This is a genomic window from Pontibacter populi (assembly GCF_040278685.1).
In the GTDB taxonomy this organism is placed as follows: domain Bacteria; phylum Bacteroidota; class Bacteroidia; order Cytophagales; family Hymenobacteraceae; genus Pontibacter; species Pontibacter populi.
In genome coordinates, this window is the sequence record NZ_JBEOKT010000017.1 from 33,405 (window position 1) to 49,209 (window position 15,805).

General features: G+C 46.0%; 10 protein-coding genes and 1 tRNA gene. 4 read left to right on the forward strand and 7 right to left on the reverse strand.

The window, feature by feature from the left end; translation table 11 throughout:
• Positions 1-2 precede the first annotated feature (2 nt).
• The 5 genes from ABS362_RS15730 to ABS362_RS15750 all read right to left on the reverse strand — a co-directional run bounded on the left by ABS362_RS15730 (position 3) and on the right by ABS362_RS15750 (position 7,298).
• Positions 3-3,620, reverse strand: coding sequence for an endonuclease (locus ABS362_RS15730; protein WP_350413552.1), 3,618 nt, complete (start codon positions 3,618-3,620; stop codon positions 3-5).
• Positions 3,621-4,022: 402 nt separating this feature from the next.
• Complete coding sequence (locus ABS362_RS15735; protein ID WP_350413554.1) at positions 4,023-4,367, reverse strand: hypothetical protein; 345 nt, start codon at positions 4,365-4,367, stop codon at positions 4,023-4,025.
• Between the two features lie 302 nt (positions 4,368-4,669).
• The gene (locus ABS362_RS15740) at positions 4,670-5,200 is read right to left on the reverse strand and encodes a restriction endonuclease (RefSeq protein WP_350413556.1); all 531 of its coding nucleotides are present in this window, start codon (positions 5,198-5,200) and stop codon (positions 4,670-4,672) included.
• Positions 5,201-5,387: 187 nt separating this feature from the next.
• Positions 5,388-5,460: transfer RNA gene (locus tag ABS362_RS15745), tRNA-Met, on the reverse strand.
• 74 nt (positions 5,461-5,534) lie between these two features.
• Positions 5,535-7,298 carry a BamA/TamA family outer membrane protein gene (locus tag ABS362_RS15750; RefSeq protein ID WP_350413558.1) on the reverse strand — a complete coding sequence of 588 codons (1,764 nt, stop codon included), beginning with the start codon at positions 7,296-7,298 and terminating at the stop codon, positions 5,535-5,537.
• 159 nt (positions 7,299-7,457) lie between these two features.
• On the opposite strand from ABS362_RS15750, the gene hemW reads away from it, so the two are divergent.
• The 4 genes from hemW to ctlX all read left to right on the forward strand — a co-directional run bounded on the left by hemW (position 7,458) and on the right by ctlX (position 10,874).
• Complete coding sequence (gene hemW / locus ABS362_RS15755; RefSeq protein WP_350413559.1) at positions 7,458-8,585, forward strand: radical SAM family heme chaperone HemW; 1,128 nt, start codon at positions 7,458-7,460, stop codon at positions 8,583-8,585.
• Positions 8,586-8,683: 98 nt separating this feature from the next.
• The gene (locus tag ABS362_RS15760; protein WP_350413560.1) at positions 8,684-9,103 is read left to right on the forward strand and encodes a hypothetical protein; all 420 of its coding nucleotides are present in this window, start codon (positions 8,684-8,686) and stop codon (positions 9,101-9,103) included.
• Between the two features lie 58 nt (positions 9,104-9,161).
• Positions 9,162-9,932, forward strand: a complete 771-nt coding sequence (locus ABS362_RS15765; RefSeq protein WP_350413561.1) for a cyclase family protein — start codon at positions 9,162-9,164, stop codon at positions 9,930-9,932.
• A gap of 6 nt (positions 9,933-9,938) precedes the next feature.
• Positions 9,939-10,874, forward strand: coding sequence for a citrulline utilization hydrolase CtlX (gene ctlX / locus ABS362_RS15770; protein WP_350413563.1), 936 nt, complete (start codon positions 9,939-9,941; stop codon positions 10,872-10,874).
• A gap of 64 nt (positions 10,875-10,938) precedes the next feature.
• On the opposite strand, the gene metF is transcribed toward ctlX, so the two are convergent.
• Together metF and metH are read right to left on the reverse strand one after the other, a co-directional pair.
• Complete coding sequence (gene metF, locus ABS362_RS15775) at positions 10,939-11,895, reverse strand: methylenetetrahydrofolate reductase [NAD(P)H] (protein WP_350413565.1); 957 nt, start codon at positions 11,893-11,895, stop codon at positions 10,939-10,941.
• A gap of 163 nt (positions 11,896-12,058) precedes the next feature.
• Positions 12,059-15,772, reverse strand: coding sequence for a methionine synthase (metH, locus tag ABS362_RS15780; RefSeq protein ID WP_350413566.1), 3,714 nt, complete (start codon positions 15,770-15,772; stop codon positions 12,059-12,061).
• Positions 15,773-15,805: the final 33 nt, after the last annotated feature.

Here is a 15,805-nt window from a genome sequence, read left to right on the forward strand (position 1 = left end):
CGTTATTTTGTTACAAGCACTTTACGCACCACTTTTAGCTGCTTTGCCTGCAATTGCACTACATATAAACCAGCCGGAAGCCTGCTCAGGTCCACATCCAGTTTATCCTGCAATACCGGCAGAGTAGCACGATACACCACACTACCCAACAGGTTTGTAATAATTACTTCGGCCTGCTGCAGCGGCACCTCTGTTGAGATGCTGAATTTACCACGGGCCGGGTTTGGCGCTACTATAACACCTGATGCTATTTCGTCTTCGATGGCAGTTGGCTGCACTGTTGCCTGCACCGCATCCGAAATTACAGAGTAACAACCAGCTTCGTTTTGCACACGCACAGTGTAGCTGCCAGCCTCGGTTATAGTTATGGTTTGTGTTGTAGCACCTGCTATAGTTACACCATCTTTGGCCCACTCATAACCAGAGCCTGCCACACTTGCAGTCAGCTGGTTTGCCTGCTGGCTTATAGTTGGTTTGGCAGGAGCTGCATTTACAGTGATCTTGATAGCTGCACTGATGCTTTCGCCGCATGTACCTGACGTTACTTTTCTGCGGATGTACGTGGTTGCATTTAAAGCACCTGCACTATAGTTCTGACTGTTATTAACACCTGCGGCAGGCACAAAGTTAGTACCATCAGTGCTGGTTTGCCACTGGTAGGTGTAAGTTCCGTTTCCGCCGGTTGCAGCCGAGCCGTTTATAGTTGCCGGAGCCTGACCAGCGCATATTGTTTGCACTTCGCTGATTGTATTGTCCGCAATTGGTGTCGTTATAGTTACTGCCAGATCTGTAGCAGTGCTTCCGCCACAGTTATTGGCTACTGTTATACTAACATTACCGGCTGTAGTGCCTGCAACTACAGTTAACTGCGCTGTATTACCACCAGAAACGATAGTCCATCCTTCAGGCACACTCCAACTATAGCTGGTAATACCACTTTGTGCATTCGCTGTATAGGTTACTGTTTCGCCGGGACAAACTACATTCTGGCCAGTTATAGTAGCCGCCTCAGGATTTCCGGAAGCAACATTAACAGTAGCTTTTGTACGGGTACTTGCTACACCTGCCGCATTAACAGCCTCTACGTAATATGATGTTGTGGCAGTAAGCTGAGATGTAGTATAGGTAACGCCTGTATGCAATAGTGTCCCTGCTGTTTCAGCATCATACCATTTATAGGTAAATTCTGCAACTGCGTTAGCTACTGTTAAAGTAGCAGTCTGGCCAGCGCAGATCGTAACATCATTTGCTGTTGGTGCCGTAATAGCCTGTACTGTAAGTGTTACCTGGTCTGTAGATACGCATCCTTCTTTGGTTGCTGCAAGTGTATATACATAAGTACCCGGCGTAGTAAATGTAATGGTTGGGTTAGCTAGAGTTGCGTCAGATAAACCGGTTGCAGGGGACCAGCTATAGGTATAGCCAGCCACAGCAGCACCACCTATAGTTACTGCCTGACCAACATAAAGCGTTTTATCTTCGCCCGCATGCCCTTCCAGGGTAAACTCATCACAATCAGCAGGAGCAGAAGCAGCTGCATAAAGAGCCACGTCTTCTACATTCCACACTTCGTTTGATGAATTATTTTTGATATTAACCTTTGCCTTTACTGAAGTAGTACCATTTGGTATAGTTACACGAAGAACTGATGGCGCTTTGTCTGCAGCCAATACATTTGGAGAAGTAAGTTTCTCTGTAAATATTTTCTCTGTCGGAGTACCTGCAGCTGTAGTTATTGTTGCCGTACCATCCATGCCGTACCGAATATTATTATCGCTGGCATTTCCAGTGATCTTAATGTCTGGTGTGGTTGAAAAATCAGCACCATTCAGGGCTACATATACTTCCAGGTAATCTCCGGTATCAAAACCATTGCCTGTTGTTACTGAAACGGAAGAATTATAGAGCTCAAAGTACACATCCTGTTTACCAGTAGTATTAACGTCAGCTAACACAACTTCTTTTGTGGCATTAGATACCTGTAAGCTTGCACCTGTCTTTATCCGTTGTCCGTCAGGTAAGCCAGTATTTATGGTAGAGCTGCTGAAACCTGAAGTTACTACCCAGCCATCGTTTGCTGTTCCGTTAAAATTCTGGATAGCTATTACGTTGCCATTGCCGGTTGGCGGGTTGTTGGCAGCTGCGGTTGTAACAGCTAAGGATGGTGCGGTAGCAGTTTCGTATTGGTAGCCGTTAGAGCAACTTTCAAATACCTGTACAAAGTAAAGGCTACCTGCCTCAAGACCAGCCACTACCACCTCATTGCCAGCACCGTTATAGATCAGTTTGCTACCATCAGTAAGCGTTGTTGCTGTGGCATAATTTGCCGAGGCCCCATTATAAGTGATACCCGCCTGTGGCTTAAATGCCGGAGCCTCGCCTTTTCTTACCACAACTATTCTGCCGTCGCCAGAGCCGTTTGTCCAGCTCAGGTTAAAGCCGCTTTGTGTAACGCTACCTGATGTTACTGCTGTAACAGCTGTTGGCACACCGGTACATGCATAATCAGGAGTGGTTACAGTTATAGTTGGCGCATTGGTGGTATTGTAGGTATTATCAGATGAACACGCCTCAAAAGCCTGTACATAGTAAGCTGTATTAGCCTTAAGGCCGGTTATAGTTACGGAGCTGCCACTGTTATAGTAAACTATACGGTTGCCGTTGCCCTGGTCTGTGGCTGCTGTAAAATCAGAATTAATGCCGGTATAAGATCCGGTTGGTGCCAGGTTGGCTGCGCTTCCTTCTTTCACAACTATAAGTCGTCTGTCGCCGGAGCCGTTTGCCCAGTTAAGTGTTATAGTTGAAGTTGTTTTCTGAGCAGCTGTAAGGCTTGTTAGCTGGGTAGCAGGTGAGCAGTTTACAGGGGTAAGTCCCCACGCCTTGGCTACCAGTTCCGGATAATCGATATAGGGGTTACGGTTACCCTGTGCTATTTCTGTTCTTCGGTTACGCTCACGCTCACGGTCATCCACCGGGTCCTGCAGGTGCCACTGGTATAGAGTGTTTATATCTGCCAGGCGGGTAATGTTACCGGCCTGCGTCGGGTACATGGTATAAAAGTAGAAAGCTGTTCGGGCCAGGTTGCCTTTATGGTCTTCTCGGGGCTCAAACTGCGAATTAGTATCTTCGCTATACTCGCTGATGTTAGCGGCAGGAATAGTAGTCTGAGAAGTTGTTCCGCGTATCCATTTGGTGGTTGTGTTATCCGGTATCTCGGCGAATGGGTCGCTGCCGCGGTCGCTGTTCCACTGGATAACAGTCGGATAAAGATGATGGATATCTGACACCATTGGCGTGCTGCTACCAAACCAGGACTGTGGTATACTATGCTCGCAGTTAATGTTAGACATAGTGGTAGAGGTATTCGACTCGCTATATGCCTTCGTTTCCTGGTAGCCAGAATACACGCAGGTCACTTTATTGTCGTAGTTGTCGATGTAATTATACATCTTGCCACGCGCCGTACTGTAACTTAAATTATTGTGTTTCCCATCATACCAGTTTGTTTTGAGCCAGGTTTTAAGCTCATTGCCCGATAAATTGGCTGGCGGGGCCGTTTGTGCCACAAGCTGCAGCGTTGCCGACAGTAAGATACTGAAAGCGAGTAGAATTCTCTTCATGAAAAGTAACTAAGGGTTGATGCCGCAAAGGTACTTTATTGAAGAAAATATATCACTGCTTTAGCATATTAAGAAAAGGTAAAGTTTCTGTAGGAAACCAAGTTTATAAGTGATAATCAGGAAATTATAGTTGTACCACCCAAAATGAAAACAAAAAAGCCTGACTCATTTCTGAATCAAGCTTCTTTGTTGTAGAACATAACCTTCATTTATCGAACAATATCTTTAATGATTTAGCAGCCATTGCAGACTTTGCCTAAACACCATTACTTGACCCAATTCCCATTTAACATTTAACAAATGTGTGTTTAGGTAATGTCAAGCTCAGCCTTTACTTCCCTTATAGCGTAGCTATGAAGCCCATGTAAGTTCTTTATTACCGATTACGAAATCTGATTCGTACTAACCTGGGAATATCAGGTAATCATCGTGCTCATTCAACAAATGAAAAGTTTTGTTTTTGACTAACTCCACATCCCCGCACAAGTAGTGGTGCAGGTGACGGATGATGTAAGAACCTGAGCTTAACTTATTTAGGAAAGAGCATATTTCATCCAACCTGTTTACAAAGTCTTCGTCTCTGTTCGCTTCTGGGAATTCTACATCCAAAAACTTCTCGACTGTTGAAAGTTGCGGAAAATCGGCTCTGTGGTTAGCGACGGTGCTCCGGAGTTTGACTAATATTTTGTTGTACTGTTGTTGTATTTCGCTTTCGTTATTCGAAGCGTTCGCGGTTTGGGAAGTCATACCAACGGGGGATGCATTAACCCAAAGCAACGGATACAAGCTAAGATATGTGCCGTTCTGGAATCAATCTATGAAAAAATACTTGCCATATGAAGGGTAAAGTAGCTCTTGGCAAGTCTGCTATATGTAATATACGGATTTTAATCTGTTATAACTAAAAATATCTGATAATCAACATATTACACATGGCAACTTCAGGTTTAATTATGTTTTATAAAGCGCGCAGGCTCAGTCTTATTGATACTTCTTCCAAAACGCTACTTCTCTATGCTAAAATGGACATTTTAGCTATGTCGTTAATCTTATGTATGCATTGGTATCTCCCTGAAACCTACTCTTAAATTAGGATATCTACGGTCCTGACTTTTAAAGCAGTGTAGCCAAGGGTATTCTTGTTTGTTTGGATCTTCTTTAAGCGGGGTACGTCTGAAGTTACTCTCGGTGCAGTGTACTACCAAAGCAAAGGCAAGCTGTTTGTCCTTTTCTCTGTAAGCTTCCGATAGTTTTTTTGAGGCCTTGAAAAGTATTTCGTTTATATGACTTTTAGAAAGTTTTTTGGTTTGGAAATATTTGCATTGGATGAAAGTTATAGCATTTCCTTTCTCAGCAATCAAATCTATTCCATCGTCTGTAAAACCATTAAACCCGTTATAGGTAACTTTAAAGCCTTCACTTTCTAAGATCTGCCCTACAAACTTTTCATATACATACCCCCATTCTGAATTTTTAATTTTATCGAAGGGATATATTATTTGACCGTCCGCTATTTCAAGTTGCTTTAAGACAGAGTTTACCTTTAAGTCACCAGCCTTAAGACATTCTATCATAAACATAGTATTTAGGTTTAGTTAGGAAAGGAGCATTTAGAACTTGGAAAAGCTAATTTATTAAATGACTTATATGTGTGCAAGCACCCTAAGTCTATGAGAATGAGCTAAGTGAAAGTATAGGATTAACTTCCAGCAATTAGTATAAAAACAAAAAAGCCTGACTCATTTCTGAATCAGGCTTCTGTTTAGGTAGCGGGAACAGGACTCGAACCTGTGACCTTTGGGTTATGAGCCCAACGAGCTACCAACTGCTCCATCCCGCACTGTTATTGTGTTACAAAAGTAGTATATCAAATCTTACCTTGCAAGTGATTGTACCTAAAAAAGGCAAAAAAAGTTAAAATTTACTGGTTATCCCGAAGTGTATTTTGGAGTACTTGAGCGAAAGTGGCTGTTGCTCAGATCGTCCCACGGAATACACTAACTGAAAAATTCCTGCGCCTGTACTAAAACTAATTCCGCCACCCAAACCCGAAGGCCAGCCACTTGCCTCCGATTTTTCCAGATCGCTGCGGTAGTAGGCTTGGTCGTAGAAAAGCAGCACATACGAATCGGCAGCCGTAAACAAACGATACTCAATAGTTCCGATGGCATAAGAAGAGGCATAGAAGAAATAATCGTCGAAGCCGCGGATAGAAGTAAGGCCACCCAGCCGGTACATATCGTTCAGGAAAACCTGGTCGTTTAGTAAGGCATTACCTTCAATTCTGGCCAGTAAAGCACTGTTCTTGCTTAACCGGAAAAAGTTCTCAGCCCTTATACCCAGGCTCAGTTGCGTAGTGCGCATATCCAGGGTATCGTAAAAGCTTTTCTCGAGGTCGGCGTTGCGTAACAGGGTTTTGGTGCCGGCTGCCAGTTCCAGTTCTACTAACCGGCCACGTCGCGGAAAGTAAAAGTCATCGAGGTTGTTCCAGAGGTAATTAAAGCCATAAGTAGTGGTGCGGGCATCAGCCAGGTCGAGGTTGCGAAGGCTTTGGGTACTAACATCACCTAAGATCCGGGAATTACGCCACTCGCCATACACACTAAACTTGCCATACTTTAGGGTATAGTAGCCCAGTTGCAGGCGCGGTTGTATGGTTATAAACGATGAATCCTGTTTGAGCAAGTTAAAACGCGTACCCAGCTCGAACGGCGTACCGAACAGGTTTGGGTGTAGGTACTCGCCATTAAGTATAACAGAGCCTTTATTTACTCGCCGCCATTGCAGGCCTATGCTTTTGCCAGTACCGCGTATGTTCCGGATGTTCAGGTTGGCTTCGCCGGTTATCAGGAGCTTATTGCCGCTGCGGCTGGGGTCAGGTAAAAAGCCAACTACACCATCTATCTGGTTCGACTGCCGATCTTCCAGGAAATAATAAACCCGTGCTTTATCGCGGGCAAATCGTACCTGCGGTGGCCTTGTCACTCTGATGTAAGGCAAAGCAGTAAGCATGCGCTGGGTAGCTTCTATCTGTTCCTGGTTATATGGCTGGCCCGGGTATAGTTGCAGGTAGCGCATCAGGAACTTTGGTTTCGTTTTGCTGCCACCCATCACCTGCACCGAGTCGTAGGTAACTATAAAAGCCTTTTCTACCATCAGGGCAGCTTCAATCTTATTGTCTTTTATAGTTATCGTATCCAGCCACACACTGGCAAAAGGGTAGCCGTTACGTTCGGCATAATCCAGTATGCGTTGCTGCAGCTTTACATATTCGGCTGGCTTAAAAGGCACATTGCGGTAAAACTTCTCCCGGAAACCAGACTCGATCAGAATACCTTCGCTTAGGTTACCGTTCCGCAGGCTGGCATATTCAAACCTTTCGCCAATGAATAGTTTCACGTGAAGCGTATCGTTGCGCAGGTATAAACTATCCGCTGAAGTAAGCAGATAGGCATCCTGCTGCATTTTATAAACCAACGACTTTACTTCTTTATTTGCTTCTGCTGAGTCGGGGTGAGTAACCTGGAAACTATAGTTCCGGAGCCGAGGAGCATCATCCGGAGTAGTATGAACGCGAAGGATAATTTTGGGCTGCAAAGGCGCATCAGGCTGTTTTTGTGCGTGCACATACGGCACCCACAAAAGCAAACACAACACTACGGCAGCTATTTTATACATTTGTGTAATTGATTGTTGAATTGTTTAACGGCTAAATTGTTAACCTATTAAACCAGCAGGCTTATATACCTTATTATACTCACAAAGGTAACGGGTTCTGTATTACAGATTTATAGTTCATCAACAATTTAACAACTCAGCAATTTAACCAGATAACTCTTGGCCGGAATTTACCTACATATCCCATTCTGCAAACAGGCTTGCCATTACTGCGATTTCCATTTCAGTACAAGTATGGGGCACAAGTCGGCAACAGTAGATGCCATTGCCCGTGAACTGCAACTGCGCCAGAATTACCTGCAGGACCAAACTATAGAAACGATTTACTTTGGTGGCGGCACACCATCACTGCTTACACAGCAGGAACTGGAGCTGTTGCTGCAAACTATAAGATCGTTGTTTATAGTTGCTGATAACGCAGAAATCACCCTGGAAGCCAACCCTGACGACCTTTCGCCGGAGAAACTACAGGAACTGAAATCCGCAGGTATAAACCGGTTAAGTATAGGTTTACAGTCGTTTCATGAGCCACACCTGCGCATGATGAACCGCGCCCACAACGCCACCGAAAGCCTGCAATGTGTAAAAGATGCACAGGCCGCCGGTTTTGATAACATTACGGTAGATCTTATCTATGGCATTCCGGCACCTGACCACAGCATTTGGCTACAGGACCTGGAAACGCTTTTCTCACTAGACGTGCAACATGTTTCCTGCTACGCCCTTACTATAGAACCTGACACGGCGCTGGGCCGCTGGAGCAAAAAAGGTAAGTTTATACCTTCTGAGGATGATTTTACTGCCCAGCAGTTTGAGATATTGTTAGAGCAAATGGCACTGCATGGCTTTGTGCAGTACGAGATATCCAATTTCTGTAAACCGGGCTACGAGTCGAAACACAACAGCAATTACTGGCGCGGCGTGCATTATTTGGGTGTGGGCCCGAGTGCGCATTCTTTTAACGGCAACAGCAGGCAGTATAATGTAGCTAATAACCGCAAGTATACAGAAGCCATTAGTCAGCAGATCATCCCTGCAGAAACTGAAGATCTGACCTTAGCAGACCAGGCCAACGATTACCTGCTTACCACGCTACGCACCATATGGGGCTGCGACCTAACAAAAATGCGCGACAATTATAGTTACGATATAGAGGCAACGCACCGATCTTACCTGCAGCAACTTCAGCAAAAAGAACTGGCAACTATAAAAGATGAGGTATTATACCTGACTGACAAAGGCAAACTACTAGCCGACCAGATCACGCTCGATCTGTTTGTGGAGTAGCTGTTTATAACTCATTAAACCTTACTATAGTTAGCACATAACTTTACAGTTAACGTATGTCTTTTTACCTAGTCACCCTCACCTGATCATGCTTTTCCATGTTGCTGCTTCAACTTACAACAGTTTATAGTTCAGATAACTTCAAGATCGAAGCTGACGAAAGCCTCGCCTATATCAGAACAGAATGGTTGCGGCCGCTAACCGACAAAGAATTTATGATGGAAGCAATGCGGGCACACGACGTAATTGCTGAAAGGAATGCAGAAATCGTTCTTGTAAACTCGCAGCAGGTCTCTATCCTAGGCCCCGACACAAAAGACTGGCTCTCTAATACCTACTATAGTTTGTTCTCCCAGACTGCTCTAAAGAAAATGGCCCGCGTAATGCCCGATAACCTGTTCAAGAAACTGGCGCTCACCTCAGTAGTGGCCAGGGCAGACGCTGCCGGCGAAATATCTTACCAGATCCAGGACTTTGCTTCGGAGGAGGAGGCAGTGCGCTGGCTGCTGGAAGTATAGTTCGTTTTAATCTTTTATAGTTGACAGGTTTGCTTAATTTCGCTTATACTTGTTAATTATGGAAGCTACCATTACCTACCACGACCAGGCTTATAGTTTTAACCCGCTGCAACCGCTGGATATTTCGATGCCGCTGCACGACAGGCAACTACAGCCGGAGTGTTTTTGGGCCGAACCTGTTCAGTTTGATGTGATCCGGGTTGGTGATTTTGTAGGATCTGTGGCAGAGGGCGGCAGCACCAACTATAAACGTGTGCATATAACCCCGCACGGCAATGGCACCCACACCGAGTGCTATGGTCATATTTCTGCAGACGAACATGCCACCATCCATAATTGCCTGAAACGCTTTCTGTTTGTAGCCCAGCTTATAACTATAGCTCCGCAAAAACAGGAGAACGGCGACGAGGTGGTACTGCTGGATGATGTAAAGAAACAACTGGAAGGCCTGAAACCGGAAGCGGTTATAGTTCGCACCATACCTAACTCCGACGATAAGCTAACCAGGCATTATTCCGGCACCAACCCGCCATACCTAGAGCCAACTATAGGCCAGTATTTAGCTGAGAAAGGTGTGCAACATTTGCTTTTAGACCTGCCCTCCGTAGACCGTGAACTTGACGAAGGTAAACTTTTATGTCATCATGGGTTCTGGCAATATCCTAAAAATACCCGCTGCGGCGCTACTATAACCGAGCTCATCTATGTGCCGAACTACATTGTGGATGGGGTATACTTGTTAAATCTACAGATCACCAGCCTGCAGTTAGATGCCAGCCCAAGTAAACCTGTGCTTTATAGTTTATCGCCGGTTTTTCCACAACTATAGTTGGCCATGCAACAGACAACTGACACCATCCTGATGATAGAGCCGACAAACTTTGGCTACAACCCTTTGGCAGCTGAGACAAACAAATTCCAGAAGCAGGCAGAAGGCTTAACGCTTGAAGAAGTGCAGGAAAGAGCGCTACAGGAATTCAGGCAGAAGGTGGAGCAACTACAGGAAGTTGGTGTGGAGGTTAACGTGATCCGTGATCTGGACAACTCAAGCACCCCGGATTCTATCTTCCCAAATAACTGGTTCTCCACACACCAATCCGGTCAGTTGGTTACCTACCCTATGGCCCCAGCCAACCGCCGCCAGGAACGCCGGCAGGATATTATTGATTTCCTGAAAGAGAAGTATGGTTACCGTGACCATCTAAAACTAGAGTACTTCGAGGAACTGCCTGAACCAAAATTCCTGGAAGGAACAGGGAGCATGATCCTGGACAGGAAAAACAAAATTGCCTATGCCGCCTTATCGCCAAGAACAGAGTTGGAACCGCTACAGGAATTCTGCGACAAGTTAAACTACAAACCGGTAACTTTTAAAGCCTACGGCCCCACTGCCGAGCTTATTTATCATACTAACGTCATGATGTGCCTTGGTGATACATATGCTATAGTTGGCCTGGAGGTGGTGGATGCTAAAGACAGGGATAACTTACGCCAGCAACTAGAAAGCACCGGGAAAGAGATCATCGAACTAACTGCTGACCAGACGCACCATTATTTTGCAGGCAACATGCTGCAGTTGCGCAACAAGCAAAACGAGACGATACTTGTCATGTCTGAAGCAGCTTATCGTTCGCTTTCAGATGATCAATTAGCAAAGCTTAAAAGACATAACGACCACCTGTTACACTTCCCGATACACATGATAGAGCAATGCGGTGGTGGCAGCGTGCGCTGTATGATTGCCGAAATATTTAAGCCCGATCAACTATAAACTCAAAAGCCGGAGCAGTTGCCCCGGCCTTAAGCAGTTTAGTTGTTTGTAAGGAGTGTTATTTTTAAAATAAGGCTTCGGCCACTTTACGAACCGATTCTGATCTGCCCATAGAGTAATAATGCAGGCAGGGCACACCAAATTCCATCAGTTCTTTCGATTGTTTGATGGCCCACTCTACACCCACCTGTGCAGCTGCCTTATTATCCGGGCAGTCTTCTATGGCATCGGCCAGATCACAAGGCACTTCAATATGGAAAAGGCTTGGCAGTAAGGTTAGCTGGGTTTTAGTAGTCATCGGTTTTAACCCCGGAATGATCGGTACAGTGATACCTTCTTCGCGACAGCGGTTCACAAAATCAAAATACTTCTGGTTTTCGAAGAACATCTGGGTTACAATGTATTCCGCACCCAATTCCACCTTCTTTTTCAACCAGCGCAGGTCCGATTTCTGGTTAGGTGCTTCAAAGTGTTTTTCGGGGTAGCCTGCCACACCTATGCAGAAATCGGTAGGGTTGTGGTAGGTTTGCTCATCATCTAAATAGCGTCCGTTGTTCATATCAACCACCTGCCCGATAAGCTCTGTTGCATAATGATGGCCTCCCGGCTCCGGCACAAAACGCTGTTCGCTTTTCACACAGTCGCCGCGCAGCACCAGTACATTGTCTATTCCGAGAAAATGAAGGTCAATCAGGGCGTTCTCTGTTTCCTCTTTGTTAAATCCTCCGCAAATAAGGTGCGGTACTGTATCTACCTTATAGTTGTTTTGGATGGCCGCACAAATACCAACCGTGCCTGGGCGCTTGCGTGTAGTAATTTTCTCTAAAAGGCCATTTTCGCGCTGCTTATACACATACTCCTCCCGGTGGTAAGTCACATCAATAAATGGCGGTTTAAACTCCATTAAGGGGTCGATATGGTTAAAGAGTATTCGCATGTTCTCGCCTTTCAGTGGAGGCAGTATCTCAAAAGTGAACAGGGTTTTCCCGTTGGCGTTTCTGAAGTGGTCTGTTACTTTCAATTTATATGGTAAATTGTTAGATGGTTCAATTGTTAAAAAGTTGATTTGCCTGCCGGCTTGTTGCTGGAGCGAGCTTGTAGCTCGTATCTTTCATACTCTAATATAGTTTGGCACGAGCTACAAGCTCGCACCAGCAGGAGAAATAACAGAATAAAATAACTAACTACACCGCCTGCTGCGCCAATGGCTTCGGCTCATAGTTCAGGTTCGGCGACAGCCAGCGTTCCAGTTCTTCTTTCGGCATGCCTTTGCGCTGCGCAATGTCAGCCACCTGGTCTTCACCAATTTTACCTAATCCAAAGTACTTTGACTCCGGATGCGAGAAGTATAGACCACTCACGGCTGCTGTTGGGTACATGGCCAGGTTTTCGGTAAGTATAACCCCGGACGTTCTTTCGGCATCCAGCAAATTAAACAGGGTGATCTTTTCAGTATGATCCGGACAGCCCGGGTAACCTGGCGCAGGGCGGATACCTTTATAGTTTTCCTTGATCAGATCTTCATTGCTCAGGTTTTCATTTGGCTCATAACCCCACAGTTCTCTGCGCACTTTAGCATGCATCAGTTCCGCAAAAGCTTCTGCAAGTCTATCCGCCAGCGCTTTCACCATAATAGCCTTATAATCATCGTGATCCGCTTCGTACTTTTCAATAAGCCTCTCAATACCAAAACCAACTGATACCACAAAGCCGCCAATGTAATCGGGCACGCCTGTTTCTTTCGGTGCCACAAAATCTGAGAAAGCCATGTTCGGTACATTACCACCTTTTTTGCCCTGCTGCCTTAAGGTATGGAATTCCGTCAGCACGTTTTCACGTGAATCATCGGCGTATACTTCAATGGTATCGTCTGCTTCCACGTTGGCTGGGTAGAATCCAACTACAGCACGCGCTTCCAGTAATTGCTTATCCACGATCTCCTGCAGCATTTGCTGGGCATCGTTAAACAGTTTGGTTGCTTCAATGCCTAACTCAGGGTCGGTCAATATTTTCGGGTATTGGCGCTTGAGCTCCCAAGCATGAAAGAATGGTGTCCAGTCGATGTACGGAACTATCTCGGAAAGCGGGTAGTTGGTGTATGTTTTGTTACCAATAAAGCTTGGCTTGGTTGGCTTGGTGGTGTTCCAGTCAACTTTATACTTGTTGGCACGGGCTTCTTCTATAGTTGCAAATGCACGGTCTTTGGTTCGACTCAGGTGGTCTTCGCGCAGCTTTTCGTATTCGGCTTTGATCTCGGCAATATAGCTATCGCGCTCACTGCTCAACAGACTGCTCACTACAGTTACACTTCGCGAAGCATCATGCACATGCACTACCGGCCCGCTATACTGAGGCGCAATTTTCACAGCTGTATGTACACGCGAAGTAGTTGCCCCACCAATCAGTAGCGGAATCTTCATGCCACGACGTTCCATTTCCTGCGCCACATATACCATCTCGTCCAGCGATGGCGTGATCAATCCGCTCAAGCCAATGATATCTACATTATGCGCTTCGGCTTCAGACAGGATCTTGTCTAGCTGCACCATCACGCCCAGATCTATTACTTCATAATTATTACAAGCCAGCACCACACCCACAATGTTTTTGCCAATATCGTGTACGTCGCCTTTTACAGTTGCCATAAGTATGGTCCCGGCTGTAGATTTAGACGTATCACCGGCTAGCTTCTCTGCTTCCATAAACGGCAACAGGTACGCCACCGATTTCTTCATCACGCGGGCACTTTTCACTACCTGCGGCAAAAACATCTTACCGGCACCGAACAGATCACCCACCACCGACATACCTGCCATCAGCGGACCTTCAATAACATCCAGCGTTTTGGCAGCTTTCTGACGGGCTTCCTCAGTGTCTTCTTCAATAAAATCAACTATACCGCGCACCAATGCATGCTCCAGACGTTCTTTTACCGGGGCATCGCGCCATGCGGTATCAGCGGCAGCGGCAGTCTTGCCTTTACCTTTTACAGTTTCAGCATAGTTTACCAGCTTCTCAGTTGCATCCGGGCGGCGGTTAAAGATCACATCTTCTATCAGGTCGCGCAGTTCGGTTGGTATTTCGCTGTACACGCCCAGCATACCGGCATTCACAATACCCATGTCCATACCAGCCTGCACGGCATAGTATAAAAACACGGTGTGCATCGCTTCACGCACGGCATCGTTACCCCTAAACGAGAATGACAGGTTACTTACGCCACCACTTATAAGCGCATGTGGCAGGTTGGCTTTTATCCATTTTACTACTTCGATATAGTCAACTGCATAGTTGTTATGTTCTTCTATTCCTGTAGCAATGGCAAGTATGTTCGGGTCAAAAATAATGTCTTGCGGCGGGAAGCCTACTTCATCAACCAATATGCGGTAAGAGCGTTCGCAGATCTCTTTTCTGCGGTCCAAGGTATCGGCTTGGCCCTGCTCATCAAATGCCATCACCACCACCGCGGCACCATACTGGCGCACTTTACGGGCTAATTTCTTAAAGGCTTCTTCACCTTCTTTAAGTGAGATGGAGTTAACTATAGATTTGCCTTGTACACATTTCAATCCAGCCTCAATCACACTCCACTTCGAAGAGTCGATCATGATAGGAAGTTTGGAAATATCCGGTTCAGAGGCGATCAGGTTGAGAAAGTTTGTCATGGCCTGCTCCGAGTCAAGCATGCCTTCGTCCATGTTCACATCGATGATCTGGGCACCGCCTTCTACCTGCTGACGGGCAACTGCCAAAGCTTCTTCAAACTGACCATTGACGATAAGGCGGGAGAACATTTTGGAGCCGGTAACATTGGTACGTTCACCGACATTCACAAAAAGGCTTTCGGGGGTTATAGTTAGGGGCTCGAGGCCGCTGTAACGTGGGAGTGGGGCAACCGGGGTAGGAACGTGCGGTTTATACTTTCGCACTAAGTCTGCAATTACTTTGGTGTGTACTGGCGTAGTACCACAACAACCTCCCAAAATATTTACCAGACCTTCTTTCAGATATTCCTCAACTATAGCTCCCATTTGCTGGGCAGTTTCGTCGTAGCCGCCAAAGGCGTTCGGCAAGCCGGCGTTCGGATAAGCACTGATGTAACAGTCCGAAATGCGGGAAAGCTCCTGTATGTGTGTTTTTAGCTGTCGCGCCCCTAAGGCACAGTTAAAGCCTATGCTTAGAATAGGCGCATGCGAGATAGAGTTGTAAAAGGCTTCTACGGTCTGGCCAGACAAGGTGCGGCCACTGGCATCAGTTATAGTTCCGGATATCATAATTGGCAGCTCTTTACCGCCATCATTTACAAATTGCTGTATCGCGAAAAGGGCAGCCTTACAGTTCAGCGTATCAAAAACAGTTTCTACCAGCAACAGATCAGAGCCGCCATCTACCAAACCACGCACCTGCTCATAATAAGCCTCTACCAGTTGGTCGAATGTTATAGCTCGGTAGCCAGGGTTGTTTACATCCGGGGAAAGCGAAGCGGTACGGTTTGTCGGGCCGATAGCACCGGCTACAAAACGTTTATGCGAAGGATCTTTGGCTTCCACTTCATCTGCAGCTTCCCGCGCAATTTTAGCCGACTCATAGTTGAGTTCATACACGATATGCTCCAGCTTATAGTCAGCCATAGCTATAGTTGTACCACTGAATGTGTTGGTCTCAATAATATCAGCCCCAGCTTCCAGGTACTCAGTATGAATGGCTTTGATGATATCCGGGCGGGTAATGGAGAGCAGGTCGTTGTTGCCTTTCAGGTCAGATGGGTGATCTTTAAAGCGCTCGCCACGGAAATCGGCTTCTGATAGCTGATAACGCTGGATCATGGTGCCCATTGCGCCATCAAGCACAAGCACGCGTTCCTTTAATAAACTGTAAATGGGATGGTTGTTCTTCATGTTGGTATCCGTCTTCTCGCTTTGCAAACTGCT